The sequence below is a fragment of the Paenibacillus sp. CMAA1364 genome, assembly GCF_054373195.1.
This window is the reverse complement of record NZ_JBITNB010000001.1, coordinates 326,423-339,856: the sequence shown is the minus strand read 5'-3', so window position 1 is coordinate 339,856 and position 13,434 is coordinate 326,423. Positions and strand designations below refer to the sequence as shown.

The 13,434-nt window shown below is 39.4% G+C and carries 15 protein-coding genes; 12 read left to right on the top strand and 3 right to left on the bottom strand.

What is annotated here, in order from left to right; genetic code table 11:
- The gene (locus ACH8E3_RS01740) at positions 1–714 is read left to right on the top strand and encodes a cytochrome c biogenesis CcdA family protein (RefSeq protein ID WP_458630852.1); all 714 of its coding nucleotides are present in this window, start codon (positions 1–3) and stop codon (positions 712–714) included.
- Here ACH8E3_RS01740 and splB read toward each other — a convergent pair.
- The gene (splB, locus tag ACH8E3_RS01735) at positions 711–1,781 is read right to left on the bottom strand and encodes a spore photoproduct lyase (RefSeq protein WP_458630851.1); all 1,071 of its coding nucleotides are present in this window, start codon (positions 1,779–1,781) and stop codon (positions 711–713) included. The two genes, ACH8E3_RS01740 and splB, sit on opposite strands and share 4 nt — an antisense overlap.
- 238 nt (positions 1,782–2,019) lie before the next feature.
- Between splB and mntR the strand changes: the two genes are divergently transcribed.
- From mntR to ACH8E3_RS01720, 3 genes are all read left to right on the top strand, one after another.
- Positions 2,020–2,454, top strand: coding sequence for a transcriptional regulator MntR (gene mntR / locus ACH8E3_RS01730; protein WP_458630850.1), 435 nt, complete (start codon positions 2,020–2,022; stop codon positions 2,452–2,454).
- Positions 2,455–2,549: 95 nt separating this feature from the next.
- Positions 2,550–4,121, top strand: coding sequence for a family 10 glycosylhydrolase (locus tag ACH8E3_RS01725; protein ID WP_458630849.1), 1,572 nt, complete (start codon positions 2,550–2,552; stop codon positions 4,119–4,121).
- 67 nt (positions 4,122–4,188) lie between these two features.
- Positions 4,189–5,109 (top strand): patatin-like phospholipase family protein, encoded by a 921-nt coding sequence (locus ACH8E3_RS01720; RefSeq protein WP_458630848.1) that lies wholly within the window; start codon positions 4,189–4,191, stop codon positions 5,107–5,109.
- A 73-nt stretch (positions 5,110–5,182) separates the two neighbouring features.
- Here the strand turns inward: ACH8E3_RS01720 and ACH8E3_RS01715 are convergent, their stop codons facing one another.
- Both ACH8E3_RS01715 and ACH8E3_RS01710 read right to left on the bottom strand, forming a co-directional pair.
- A complete protein-coding gene (locus ACH8E3_RS01715) occupies positions 5,183–5,512 on the bottom strand; it encodes a hypothetical protein (protein ID WP_458630847.1) in 330 nt (109 codons plus the stop codon).
- Between the two features lie 7 nt (positions 5,513–5,519).
- Positions 5,520–6,512 carry a DUF1385 domain-containing protein gene (locus ACH8E3_RS01710; protein WP_458630846.1) on the bottom strand — a complete coding sequence of 331 codons (993 nt, stop codon included), beginning with the start codon at positions 6,510–6,512 and terminating at the stop codon, positions 5,520–5,522.
- A 264-nt stretch (positions 6,513–6,776) separates the two neighbouring features.
- Between ACH8E3_RS01710 and ACH8E3_RS01705 the strand changes: the two genes are divergently transcribed.
- The 8 genes from ACH8E3_RS01705 to spoIIIAB all read left to right on the top strand — a co-directional run bounded on the left by ACH8E3_RS01705 (position 6,777) and on the right by spoIIIAB (position 13,423).
- Entirely contained in the window at positions 6,777–7,271 is a 495-nt protein-coding gene (locus tag ACH8E3_RS01705; RefSeq protein ID WP_458630845.1) for a YqhR family membrane protein, read from the top strand.
- 80 nt (positions 7,272–7,351) lie between these two features.
- Positions 7,352–7,798: a type II 3-dehydroquinate dehydratase gene (aroQ, locus tag ACH8E3_RS01700; RefSeq protein WP_458630844.1), complete on the top strand. Its 447-nt coding sequence runs from the start codon at positions 7,352–7,354 to the stop codon at positions 7,796–7,798.
- A gap of 40 nt (positions 7,799–7,838) precedes the next feature.
- The gene (locus ACH8E3_RS01695) at positions 7,839–8,915 is read left to right on the top strand and encodes a M24 family metallopeptidase (protein WP_458630905.1); all 1,077 of its coding nucleotides are present in this window, start codon (positions 7,839–7,841) and stop codon (positions 8,913–8,915) included.
- Positions 8,916–9,091: 176 nt separating this feature from the next.
- Positions 9,092–9,649 (top strand): elongation factor P, encoded by a 558-nt coding sequence (efp, locus tag ACH8E3_RS01690; protein WP_458630843.1) that lies wholly within the window; start codon positions 9,092–9,094, stop codon positions 9,647–9,649.
- Positions 9,650–9,719: 70 nt separating this feature from the next.
- The gene (locus tag ACH8E3_RS01685) at positions 9,720–10,973 is read left to right on the top strand and encodes an aspartate kinase (RefSeq protein WP_458630842.1); all 1,254 of its coding nucleotides are present in this window, start codon (positions 9,720–9,722) and stop codon (positions 10,971–10,973) included.
- Between the two features lie 531 nt (positions 10,974–11,504).
- A complete protein-coding gene (locus tag ACH8E3_RS01680) occupies positions 11,505–11,774 on the top strand; it encodes a YqhV family protein (RefSeq protein ID WP_458630904.1) in 270 nt (89 codons plus the stop codon).
- Positions 11,775–11,919: 145 nt separating this feature from the next.
- Positions 11,920–12,912 (top strand): stage III sporulation protein AA, encoded by a 993-nt coding sequence (gene spoIIIAA / locus ACH8E3_RS01675; protein ID WP_458630903.1) that lies wholly within the window; start codon positions 11,920–11,922, stop codon positions 12,910–12,912.
- Positions 12,905–13,423: a stage III sporulation protein SpoIIIAB gene (gene spoIIIAB / locus ACH8E3_RS01670; RefSeq protein ID WP_458630841.1), complete on the top strand. Its 519-nt coding sequence runs from the start codon at positions 12,905–12,907 to the stop codon at positions 13,421–13,423. Before spoIIIAA ends, spoIIIAB begins: the two co-directional genes overlap by 8 nt.
- The last annotated feature ends 11 nt before the right edge of the window (positions 13,424–13,434 follow it).

Below are 13,434 nucleotides of genomic sequence, written 5' to 3'. Positions count from 1 at the left end.
ATGTCTGATATCAGTATTTCGCTCGCCTTTATTGCAGGGCTTGCTTCATTTATTTCCCCATGTTGCTTACCTTTGTATCCCTCTTATCTCTCATACATTACAGGGATGACTGTGCAAGAGCTTAAGACAGGTCAGAACAAGCGAGAAGTACGATTCAGAACACTTACTCATACGTTAGCGTTTATACTTGGGTTTTCTGTTGTTTTCTATACGCTTGGATTAGGAGCAGGTTATTTCGGTCAGTTCTTCTCTAATAATAGGGATCTGATCAGACAATTATCAGCCATATTAATTGTGTTGATGGGCCTGTTTTTATTAGGAATATTCCAACCGAAATTCTTGATGAAAGAACGTAAGATAGATATGAAATTTAAGCCAGCAGGTTATCTGGGGTCATTTATATTCGGCATAGGTTTCTCGGCAGGTTGGTCACCATGTATAGGACCTATTCTTGCTGCTATTATAGCTATGGCTGTAAGCGACCCCGGTGCATGGTTATCTTTAATTACGGCATATACGGTCGGATTTGCAATTCCATTCTTCATCCTAGCTTTTTTCATTGGTTCTACGAAATGGATTCTGAAATATTCTAACATGATGATGAAGATCGGTGGTGCACTCATGTTGGTCATGGGAATCTTATTGTTCACAGATCAAATGTTTAGAATTACAATATGGTTACAACAAATAACACCTGAATGGCTTAAATTCTAAGTGAAATACTCTATATTTGCATTAGGGAAATTCTCAAAAATATGTTCGGTAATAAACTCTCTTAGAGCTTGTTGTTGATCATCGGGGTAGACATATTTATATTGTCCCCATTTACCCCATTTGGTTTTACGTTTGGCCATATCCATTTCAAGCTTAGATTTGGGATATCGTTGTTCAATGATTGTTTTGGCTGTTTTTGTGAAACGGTGCTGTATCATCTCAAAGGTAAGATCTTGTGTTGCATCTTTTGGAAGTGCTTCTCCAAGTCGTTGTAATAAATCTGCATATCCTTCCTGCCATCCCTCGTACCATATGATCGGCGCGATAATGAAACCAAGAGGGTAACCAGCGTGTGCTATTTTGGTGGCAGCTTCGATTCGTTCATCAAAGTTAGACGTTGCAGGTTCGAATTGACGGATAACATAGTCTGCATTGATACTGAATCGAATTCGTGTATGTCCGTTGTGATCTAGATGGAGAAGAGGGTCTACATGATGGAATTTGGTCACGAATCGTAATCTACCCAATTCTTCTTTGGCCATAAATGTAATTAATTCAGCCAGAGAACCAGTGATATGTTCTATCCCAACAGGATCAGATGTACATGCCGCTTCGAATCGAGTGATTTCAGGACTGCGCTCTTCAATATAGTTTTTGGCAGATTTGAGTATATCATCTGTATTAACATACACACGAATATAGGGTTTGGCACCAAGCGTTGTTTGTAGGTAACAATAATGGCAGTGTCCCATACAACCCGTAGATATAGGTATTGCAAATTCAGCAGAAGGCTTGGATTGTTCGAATTGAAGTGTTTTACGAAGGCCTACAACCAATGTACGTTTAGCATTTCGATATTTCTCTGCGTCGGTATCACCAGGTAGATTCATGATTCGATTATGTGACGTTGTCATTCGGTAAGGAATATCATTGTCCTTCACCCATTTCATGATAGACTCACCCTTTGGATAATGAAGTGATTCTGGTTCGAAATATACAAGATCAGGTATAAAGGGCTTTGTTGTTCTTACTCCCTTGGAGGGACGTTTCTGAATTTCATTAGTCATGTGTATGCCTGCCTCTCCTTGTTAATACTGAGTAGTTTGTTTCATTAGGGTTCGTAATAGACGTGTAAAATATAGGTAAATAGGCTACACTATATCGTCTAGACTTGCCAATTGTCTTGTAGAACATGTATCATTACATAAGCGGGTATTCGGGTTTAATTTGGTGTTTATAAAAGATAGATTAATCAGATCTGTAACATCGAGATGGATAGTCTGTCAACAGAAAAGAGGGAAGAAGATGCCAACGCCGAGTATGGAAGATTACTTAGAACGCATCTACCAACTGATTGATGAGAAAGGTTATGCGCGTGTATCAGATATTGCCGAAGGTTTAGAAGTTCATCCTTCGTCGGTTACGAAGATGATTCAGAAATTAGATAAAGATGAATATCTCATTTATGAGAAATATCGTGGGCTTATATTAACTTCTAAAGGAAAGAAGATTGGAAAACGTCTTGTGGATCGACACCAATTGCTTGAAGAGTTTCTTACGGTTATCGGTGTTCAAGAGGAAAATATTTATGGTGATGTTGAGGGTATAGAGCATCATTTGAGTTGGGATTCAATTACACAAATTGAGTTGTTAGTAGAATATTTCAGACGTGATGAACAGCGCTTACAACAATTACGTGAGGTACACAAGGAATTAAAGGAATTAGTTAGAGATTCGTAATGAAAGCATCTGTCCCCTCACACAGAGACAGATGCTTTTTAACATGAGTTCAAATGGAGATTCCTAAATACAGTTAGTTATGGAGGTGAATCGTGATGAAATTAAGAAAGTGGACGTCGTTGATACTTATTATGATTATCCTATTGCCTGGAACTAATCATACAACGCAAGCGAAGAGTGCAAAGGAGATAAGTATTATATTAGATGGTATGAACTTGAAGAGTGATGTTGCGCCATATATTAATCCGAAATTAAATGTGACCATGGTTCCACTTCGAATCATTAGTGAGGGGTTAGGTGCAAATGTACAATGGTCACAATCGACTAGAACAGTAACGATAACTAAGGGACCTACGATCATTCAGCTTACTAATGGTAAAAAGATAGCATTAATTAACGGTTCTACGATCCCACTTGATGCTTCTGTTGACAATATCAATAATCGTATAATGGTCCCTTTACGGTTCGTAGGTGAGGCCTTAGGATTACAAGTCAATTGGAATCAGATAGAGCGTAGTGTGAACTTGATAAGCCAAGTTGGAGTGCCGGATAAAGATGAAGTGGTGACGCATACGTCACTTCGAGGTGTTTGGGTATCGACTGTATATAATTTAGATTGGCCATCCTTATCATCCTCTAGTAATGTGGAGAAGCAGAAGAAAGAATACATCCAACTTGTAGATCAACTTCAAGCTATAGGGTTCAATTCAGTGTTTGTCCAGATTCGCCCGTCCGGGGACGCTTTCTATACGTCGGATTTGGTTCCGTGGTCGAAGACATTAACGGGTAAGCAAGGTGTTTATCCTGGATATGATCCGCTGCAATTTATGATTGATGAGACGCATGCTAGAGGGATGGAGTTCCATGCATGGTTCAATCCGTTTCGTGCCAATACGGATACAAGTACAGCGAATCTAGCAAGTAATCATGTACGTATTCAGCATCCAGAGTGGATTGTGGCTACCAAGAATCAACTTATCATTAATCCTGGAATACCAGATGCTCGGGATCATGTCATCGATGTAATTATGGAAGTTGTTCGTAATTATAATATTGACGGGGTACATTTAGATGACTATTTCTATCCCACTGGCGTTGCCTTTAATGATGATTACACATTTAAAGTATTTAACGCTCAAAAGATTATATCGAAAGCTGACTGGCGTCGTAATAATGTCAATCAATTTATCCAGAAGTTAAATACATCCATTCAAACCGTAAAACCACAGATAGCCTTTGGTGTAAGTCCATTTGGTGTATGGCGTAACAAATCCGTCGATGCTACTGGTTCCAGTACAAAAGCTGGTATAACCTCATACGATGATTACTATGCTGATGTTCGTACATGGATCAAGAATGATTGGATTGATTATGTTGCACCGCAACTTTACTGGAGCTTTGCTAATAAGAACGTACAATACGATACATTAGTGCAATGGTGGGTAAATGAAATTAAGAATACCAATGTGGAGCTCTATGTAGGTCATGCACCTTATAAGCTGGGCACAAGCGAAGTAGGATGGCAGAGTTCCCAAGAGATCATAAACCAATTGAAATATAATGAAGCTGAACCACAAGTGCAAGGAAGTATCTTTTTTAGTTCTAGACATATTCTAAATAATCCACTTGGTTTGATCCCTGAACTTATAAATTTTTATAATAAATAATCATTTCTAGTGTCATGAACAGTCCCTCGTTCTCATAGATAACAATATGAGAACGGGGGACTGTTATATGTTAATCAATGCCGTTTTTGAAGGAGGCGGTGTAAGAGGAATATCTCTTGCAGGCGCTGTTAAATCTGCTGAGGAGGCAGGTGTAGGTTTTAATAGGCTGGCGGGGACATCATCAGGTTCCATCGTTGCGACGTTGTTGGCTGCAGGGTATACGTCTGACGAGATGAGTGAAATCATTAAGCAGATGCCATTTGCTTCTTTTTTGACGAGGTCACCCATCTTTAACACGAAAATGATTGGACCACCCTTACGCGTACTTATCAAGAAAGGGTTATATTCAGGTGAGGCTCTGGAACATTGGATAAGACAAATATTATTGAAAAAGGGGATTTCTACATTCTCAGATCTACCGCCTGGTAAATTACAAATCATTGCTTCGGATATTACCAATGGAAGAATACTTGTTATTCCAGATGGTGTTAGAGAATATGGATTCAATCCAGATACATTTGAAGTGGCTAAATCCGTTAGAATGAGTACCAGTATTCCTTATTTTTTCGACCCTGTTATGCTTCGAATGAAAGGGACAGCGGCAAGAGGGAAATCTTTTCCAGATCAATTTATTTATATCGTAGATGGCGGAATGTTAAGTAATTTCCCACTTTGGTTATTTGATGGGCAAGATAAGACCACGTTAGGGTTACCTATACCGACAATTGGGTTTCGAATGGTTGGGCATAAGAAGAGCATACCTCATACCATTCGTGGACCTTTCAGTATGCTGCAAGCGATGGTTGAAACGATGTTATCTGCGCATGATGAGAGATATATTGAGAAAGAAGATACATTTCGCACGATAAAAATACCAACGCTAGGTATTAGCAATACAAATTTTCATATTACAAAAGAACAGAGTATGTCATTGTTTCAATCAGGATTTGAGTCTGGCAACAAGTTCTTTGGACAATGGAAAGGTTGAAGTAAACCGGATATAAAAAAGTAAGGCCTACAATCCAGTGGATTATAAGCCTTACTTTTTTTGTCGAGAAAATCTAATGATATTTGGGAGGATCTTCTCGTTTGTCTTTTTGACCATCGATGACTTGAAATGGATACTTCTTATTCTTACGAGTTGATGAATGTGAGACAGTCTTTTTAGCAAGTGTGACTTTATTCATCGTCTTGTTAGAAGGTTTAATTTTAGGCCGTTTGTTGAATCGTCCAGGTTGAGAATATCTGAATAATAGAAAGATAACAACGAAAACAATGACTGGGATTAGAAGGTTCTTCAGTAAAGTGAACTGGTTGAATAAGATATCGGTTAACAATCCTATCCCTGCCAACACGACCACTGTCCATGTAGAAATCGATTGACGATTCATCTCAAATTCACCCTTTCGCTGTTTCTAATACTCCGCTCACATCAGACGAATTCACTTTCGCTATTTCTAGTTGTGCGTCTAACTCCCTCATTCGATTGAAAGAAGCGATAGAGACCTCTACTTGCTCATCTAAAGGTTCTTTCGTTGTTAATAACTGTAACCATAATCCCGGATAACCTAAATAGCGTAACACAGGTGTTTCTCTCAGGTTATTAGTCAGCTTAAGAAATTCGAAAGAGACGGCAATAACGACTGGTAATAAAATAAGTCGTTGCAAGACACGTTCCCATAAATTGTCCCAAGGTACGACAGAGTAAATGATTACCCCTAATAGAATGGTTAGCATCATAAAGCTACTCCCGCAACGATAATGAAGGCGACTATGTTTCTGAACATTGGCTACTGTAAGTTCTTCTCCTGCTTCGTAGGTCGAGATAACTTTGTGTTCAGCACCATGATATTGAAACAATCGTTTGACAACAGGTGTTAAGGTGATGGCCCATAAATAAATCAGAAGTAGTGCAAGTTTGATGACACCTTCTAATAAGTTATGCAGAACGTAGTTATCAAACAACCCGCTAAATATGAAATCTTCAAGAAATACGGGTACAAATGTAAAAATGAGTTTACCTATAATGAAAGAAAGTACTCCAACTGCGGCAACTCCAATCATCATCGAAAGGCTAAATCCGGAGTCTTCCTTTTCCTTCTGTATCTTACGTTCCTCAGGTTCTATCTCATCATCTGCATAGGCATCTGCTGAGTAATTTAAATGTTTGGATCCCTTTGCACTGGAATCAATAATGCCGACAATACCACGAATAAATGGGATTCGACGTAGTTTAGTTACCCACGACTTATCTTTTCGAGGTACTTCTAGAAATGTGATTTCATTGTTCTTCCGTCTAACTGCAGTGACATTGATATTTTTCCCGCCGAACATTACGCCTTCAATGACGGCTTGTCCACCGTAGCTAACAGATTTAGAATCTTGAGGCAAACACTTCACCTTCCCTAAGCTTGATTATTTTGTGTGAACCATGGACTGCCATGACTAGTCTTGCAAGTGTTGACAACCATTTGTTCGTATAGATACATATTCTATTGTATCGAATTTTTGCTTCAATATCTAGTTTCAAAGAAATTGATTTATTTATAGTCTTAGGGAATGATATTGTCCTGATCATGATTGTTCCATAGTTGAATTGAACATACTAAGAGAAAAGAAAAGCAGTCATCGTAATTTTAGTAGGAGGATTAAGATATGAATAAACATCAACAACGGCAAGGTGAATATACGAATAAAATGGCGTTCGCTTTGGAACTAGGATTCTTCGCAGGTCTGATCTGGGGCTCGATTCATTGGATCTTTTACGTCTTCAAGTTTACAAAAGTCATTCCAGGCTATTTAGCAGAACCGTTCTTTAAACATTCATTCCTGAAGAGTGGGGCAGGACATTTGGTAGGATTGCTTGTGTTTATTGCCTTTTCAATAGGAGTCTCTTTGATCTATGTATTCTTGTTTCGAAAATTGAAAGGGCCATGGCCGGGGATAGCCTATGGCATATTCTGGTGGACGATTATTTATGTCGTGATTGGACCATCATTTGAGATGGTTAAGCCTCTTACCAAGCTTTCTATGACAACTATAATTAGTGAATTTTGTTTATATCTCTTGTGGGGATTATTTATTGGATACACCATTGCTATGGAATTCACGGATGAGAGAATGAGAGAACCAAAGAAAGTAAAGGGCTGAGCGCAAAATAACTTCTCAAGAACGCATCAACTATGGTAAAATAGCAGATGGTTATTTGATAAAAAGGTGGTAATATCATTATGACAACGATATGGGTCATCAATGGACCGAATCTGAATCTGTTGGGAGTACGAGAACCCGGCATTTATGGATCAGTAAACTTACAAACTATTGAAGACAATATTCTAAAACAAGCCAGTAACTTAGGCGTAGATATTTCCTTCTATCAATCAAATCATGAAGGAGTTATGATCGATTGGATTCATAAAGCAATGGATATAGCGGACGGAATTATCATTAATCCTGGAGCGCTTACCCATTATAGCTATGCGATACGCGACGCAATTAGTTCTGTACGTATCCCAACAGTGGAAGTGCATTTGTCTAATATACACGCAAGGGAACCCTTCCGTCACAATTCTGTGATTGCACCGGTTGCTATTGGGCAGATCGCTGGTTTTGGTGAGATGAGTTATGAACTGGGATTGATAGCACTAGTACGTCATTTGGAAGAACAGAAAAGATAACTCCGCTTTTTTGTAAGTGGTTAGAAAGGGTGATAGCATGTTGGGAAATTCAAGATTATTGAAGTTGCAAGAAGCTATGCGAATTAAGAATGTGGAAGCTTTATTCATCACAAGCCCGATTAACCGTCGTTACGTAACTGGTTTTACGGGATCAGCTGGATATGTTCTAATCACGTTATCTGATGCTTATTTATTAACTGATTTTCGTTACATGACTCAAGCTCCGCAACAAGCACAAGGATTTACGGTTATCGAACATGGAACGCAAGTAATGATGGATGTTAAAGAGTTACTTACAAGTAACAACATTAGTCAACTTGGCTTCGAACAAGATGATGTATCCTATAGTATATACATGTCCTATAAGGAACAGTTAGATCCTGAGATTAAGCTGCTACCTATAAAGGGAATTGTAGAACAACTACGTATATTTAAGGATGAAGACGAAATAAGAATCATGCAACGCGCAGCCAAGCTTGCAGATGATACATTTAATTATACATTGGGTGTTGTAAAGCCAGGGATGACAGAGCGCGAAGTGGATCTTGCCATGGAATTCTATATGCGTAAAGAAGGAGCAACCGCTTCTTCATTCGATACGATTGTAGCTTCGGGTGAACGATCAGCATTGCCACATGGTGTTGCAAGTGAACGAATCATCCAAGGTGATGAGTTCATTACCTTTGATTTCGGTGCTTTGCTTGATGGGTATTGTTCTGACTTAACAAGAACTATTGCATTAGGAAAACCGAACGCGAAATTGAAAGAAATATATGATATTGTATTAGAAGCCCAATTACATACACTGGCACATATCAAGTCAGGCATGACGGGGCGTGAAGCTGATGCATTAGCCCGTGATATCATTACCAAATACGGATATGGCGATCAGTTCGGTCATAGCACTGGTCATGGATTAGGTATGGAAGTTCATGAATCTCCTCGACTATCTAAGTTAAGTGATGATATTCTACAACCAGGTATGGTTGTTACGGTTGAACCAGGTATTTATTTACCGGGTATCGGTGGAGTACGTATTGAGGATGATATCCTTATTACGGAGAATGGGATCGTGATATTAACGCATTGCAGTAAAGATTACACCGTGCTTAACTAATAGATAAGAGTAGTAACGCTATAAAAAACTTAAGTAACGCTTACGAAGTGAGTTTTTCTCGAAGTATATTCAGGTAGTAACGCTATAAAAAACTTAAGTAACGCTTACGAAGTTAGTTTTTCTCGAAGTATATTACAAGTAGTAACGCTATAAAAAACTTTTAGGAGGTTATATTTATGATTTCAGTAAACGATTTTAAGACAGGATTAACAGTAGAAGTAGATGGTGATATTTACACGGTAATTGAATTTCAGCACGTTAAACCAGGTAAAGGTGCAGCATTTGTTCGTTCTAAATTAAAAAACTTACGTAACGGAAATACAGTTGAGAAGACTTTTCGTGCAGGAGAGACCATTGGACGCGCAGTCATTGAGAACCGTCCTGTACAGTATCTATATGCAAGTGGCCAAGAACATGCCTTCATGGATAACGAAACGTATGATCAATTTTCTCTAACTAGCGATCAGCTGAAATGGGAACTTAACTTCATTAGAGAAAATATGGTTGTGAACATTGTTAGTTATCAAGGCGAGATTCTAGGAATTAACTTGCCACATAGTGTCGAGTTGAAGGTAACAGAAACAGAGCCAGGTGTAAAAGGAAATACGGCTCAAGGTGCTACGAAGAGTGCTAAATTAGAAACGGGTCATACGGTTCATGTACCTCTTTTCATTAACGAAGATGATGTATTGTTAATTGATACACGTGATGGTAAATACATTTCTCGTGCGTAATAATAGTTTTTTCTTCATAAATAGTGTTATTTAGACATCATGTTTATTTAAAGTGGGGAGTGAGTTCAAGTTGTCACTGTACGTCATGAAGTTCGGAGGAAGTTCTGTTGGTAATACAGAACGTATGCAACGTGTTGCGAAGCGTATAGTCGAGAAGCAAGATGAGGGTCATCAATGTGTCGTTGTTGTCTCAGCAATGGGCGATACGACAGATGATTTGATTGATCAAGCGATGTTATTGAATCCGACGCCACCTGCTCGGGAAATGGATATGTTAATGACAACAGGCGAGCAAATATCGATGGCGATGCTATCGATGGCTATTCATCAATTAGGACGCGAAGCTATTTCACTTACGGGATGGCAAGCTGGATTCCGCACGGAACCAGTACATGGTAAGGCAAGAATTGTGGATATTCTTCCAGAGCGTGTTCAAGCTGCATTAGAACTTGGGAAAATAGTCGTTGTTGCAGGATTCCAAGGGATGACGGAAGATGGCGAGATTACGACGTTTGGTCGTGGTGGTTCAGATACGACTGCTGTCTCACTAGCGGCTGCAATTAAGGCAGACGTATGTGAGATATACACAGACGTAGACGGTATTTATTCAACAGACCCTCGTATTGTGAAATGTGCAACCAAGCTTAAGGAAATATCTTATGATGAAATGTTGGAATTGGCTAGTCTGGGTGCTGCTGTGTTGCATCCACGTGCAGTAGAGTATGCTAAGCACAATCAAGTTCGCTTAGTTGTACGATCCAGTTTTAATAATAATGAAGGTACTGTTGTTAAGGAGGAAGCAAGCATGGAGCAAGGAGTCGTAGTTAGCGGGATCGCATACGATAAGAATGTGGTTCGTATAAGTATATTGGGCGTATCTGATACTCCAGGTGTTCTTGCAGAGGTATTCGGTGCATTAGCTAAAGCTGAGATTAACGTCGATATCATCGTGCAAAGTGGCGTACAAGACGGTGAAGCTGACTTCTCATTTACAGTATCAGGTTCTGAGTGCACCAATGCATTGTCCGTTATCGAAAGTCTAAGAAGTCACGTTCCGTACCAAGAAGTGACATTTGAAGACAAGTTAGTCAAAGTATCAATTGTTGGAGCAGGAATGATAAGCCATCCAGGTGTTGCGGCTAAAATGTTCGACGTTATCTCTAAGCAAGGTGTTAGTATCAAGATGGTTAGCACATCTGAGATCAAAACATCGTGTGTAATCAATGGGGATAACTTGAATGAAGTGATTAAAGCTCTTCATACTGCTTATAATTTAGATAATGATAGTCAAGTATCTATTGGGGGTCCTGAAGACCGCCGCTAATATCGATTATAAATGGGCATGATTCAACTTATACGTAAGACCTATCAGATCGTTATCTGATAGGTCTTTTTCTCATGACTCACAAGTACACGTTATTGTGCAGATCTTTAGATATATTCCATGTGAACGATGCTTAAGCATCTACAGCCAGCTACAGCGGTACAGTAAGTGCTTAAACAAGACTTAAATGAGTACATTTGTCTAACAAAGTAACATTAAGTGCCCAGATGACATTTAAAATTATGATAATGGAGGTAACGGACTTTTTTGGAAAAATTAAATGTTGTTTGAGCAACTAAAGTGAATGGAGACACAATAATGGTGGGTGTAGAGGACAAATTTGCAACTATCTTTGATGATAACGAATAAAAACGATGTTAGTCAGCACCAATTGAACTATCACACGAAGGATGCCTAAGGGTGTCCTTTTTGAGTTTCCTTTTAAGTAAATGAAAGAATCTAAGAAATGATGCAACTAAAAAAGAGATTCGTGCATATCTTAAGTAAATAGATTTCAAATATAGGTGGTGGATCAATGTGGACAAGTTCGTAGTGAGTATGTCTTCTTTGCGAATAATCTCAGGAAGTCTTGAAATTGCAGCAGCGTTATGGATGTTAAAGGTAGGACAAGTGGATAAGGCGCTAACGATCAACACGATGTTGGCCTTTGTGGGGCCCACTGTACTCATATTGACGACCAGCATTGGATTAATAGGGATGGCTGATAAATTATCTTGGGCAAAGATGATCTGGATTCTGTTAGGTGTGACTTGTCTTTTAATAGGTATTCTAAAAAAATGATAGACTTCATGGTCATAAATATGGAGTACAGGCATACATATGATGTATGAAAACAACGCGTGACTCTATTGATAATGTGCGAATGAGTATATGCTTCCGAAGTATTTTTGTTCCACAAAAATTGTAGGAGGGTTGATTCGTGAAAATGCATTGGTTGGAGTTATTTCCTGAACCGATCAAGTCGCTACTTGAACAATTACCATCCTCTATGCTAGAGCGGTTGGAAGAGGTTCGAATCAGAGAAGGAAGACCACTTGAGATTAACGCATCGGGTGATCATCATTTCGTAACAGCAGGCGGTAAATTGACATATCGTGTCGAGGATTCGTACAAGCCAGTAAGGGAGGACAGTCATCGATTGTTGGATAGAATCAGTAACCATTCCTTATACACAATGGAAGAAGAATTGCGAAAAGGATTTATTACAATACCGGGTGGGCATCGCATTGGATTAGCAGGTAGAACCGTACTAAGCGGAGGTAAGGTGGAGCATCTAAGGGATATTAGTGCGTTTAACGTTAGGATCGCCAAAGAAATTCATGGGGCTTCGAATGTCATACTCCCGTACTTGTTAGATCACAAGGCGAAGAGAATCTGTCATACGCTTATTCTCTCGCCTCCACAACATGGGAAGACAACGCTAATAAGAGATTTGGCTAGACAGATTAGTCAAGGCAGTTATGGTAACTCCGCAATGAAATGGTCAGGTATGAAGGTAGGTATCATTGATGAACGATCCGAAATTGCTGGAAGTATTAGGGGTGTACCAAGCTTCGACGTTGGACCTCGAACAGACGTTATGGACGGCTGTCCCAAAGCTGAAGGCATGATGATGATGATTCGTTCGATGTCACCTGAAGTCTTGCTCGTAGATGAGATTGGACGCTTTGAAGATGCAGAGGCGATCACAGAAGCGCTGCACGCTGGAATATCAGTCATTGCAACAGCGCATGGTTCATCAGTAGACGAACTTTCACAGCGACCGGCATTGGCATCGCTGATCCAGAATCAGATGTTTGAGAAGTACGTCATTCTCAATCGAACAGAAGGACAATTGAACTTTCGTGTTCTGGATAGTCAACAACGAGCAATTCAACAATCTTTGCCGATACAACAAGGGATTGATGTTCATGGTTAAACTGATTGGAATGTTGATCATTGTGCTCGCCGGTGCATTAGCAGGCATCAATAAAGCTAGACAGTTTGAAAACAGACCCAAACAGATTCGTGAACTCATTCTAGGAATGCAACGACTTGAGACGGAAATATCATATGGATACACACCGTTACCAGAGGCATTAGACAAGATGTCCACACAGATGAAGGAGCCGTTAAAGTCTTTTTTTCACAAAGCGGCTATGGGAATGAATGTCCCTCACAACATGACCGCACAAGAGAGCATACAGCAGGCATTATCGAGCCATTGGAGACAGACATCTATGAAGAATAGTGAGAGAGACGTGCTTCATCAACTAAGTTTCACATTAGGGACAAGTGATCGCCAAGATCAAATGAAACATCTTGCGCTAGCTGCTCAGCAATTGAAACATGAAGAGACGTCAGCAAGGGAGGAACTAGACAAATACGGGAAATTAAGCAGAAATCTAGGGCTTCTAGTTGGAATATTGATCGTTATTTTGATCTTTTAGTGAGGTGCAGA

Coding starts and splice junctions, on each gene's coding strand:
- ACH8E3_RS01740 (WP_458630852.1), top strand. CDS start 1: ATGTCTGATATCAGTATTTCGCTCGCCTTTATTGCAGGGCTTGCTTCA.
- splB (WP_458630851.1), bottom strand. CDS start 1,781: ATGACTAATGAAATTCAGAAACGTCCCTCCAAGGGAGTAAGAACAACA.
- mntR (WP_458630850.1), top strand. CDS start 2,020: ATGCCAACGCCGAGTATGGAAGATTACTTAGAACGCATCTACCAACTG.
- ACH8E3_RS01725 (WP_458630849.1), top strand. CDS start 2,550: ATGAAATTAAGAAAGTGGACGTCGTTGATACTTATTATGATTATCCTA.
- ACH8E3_RS01720 (WP_458630848.1), top strand. CDS start 4,189: ATGTTAATCAATGCCGTTTTTGAAGGAGGCGGTGTAAGAGGAATATCT.
- ACH8E3_RS01715 (WP_458630847.1), bottom strand. CDS start 5,512: ATGAATCGTCAATCGATTTCTACATGGACAGTGGTCGTGTTGGCAGGG.
- ACH8E3_RS01705 (WP_458630845.1), top strand. CDS start 6,777: ATGAATAAACATCAACAACGGCAAGGTGAATATACGAATAAAATGGCG.
- aroQ (WP_458630844.1), top strand. CDS start 7,352: ATGACAACGATATGGGTCATCAATGGACCGAATCTGAATCTGTTGGGA.
- efp (WP_458630843.1), top strand. CDS start 9,092: ATGATTTCAGTAAACGATTTTAAGACAGGATTAACAGTAGAAGTAGAT.
- spoIIIAA (WP_458630903.1), top strand. CDS start 11,920: ATGCATTGGTTGGAGTTATTTCCTGAACCGATCAAGTCGCTACTTGAA.
- spoIIIAB (WP_458630841.1), top strand. CDS start 12,905: ATGGTTAAACTGATTGGAATGTTGATCATTGTGCTCGCCGGTGCATTA.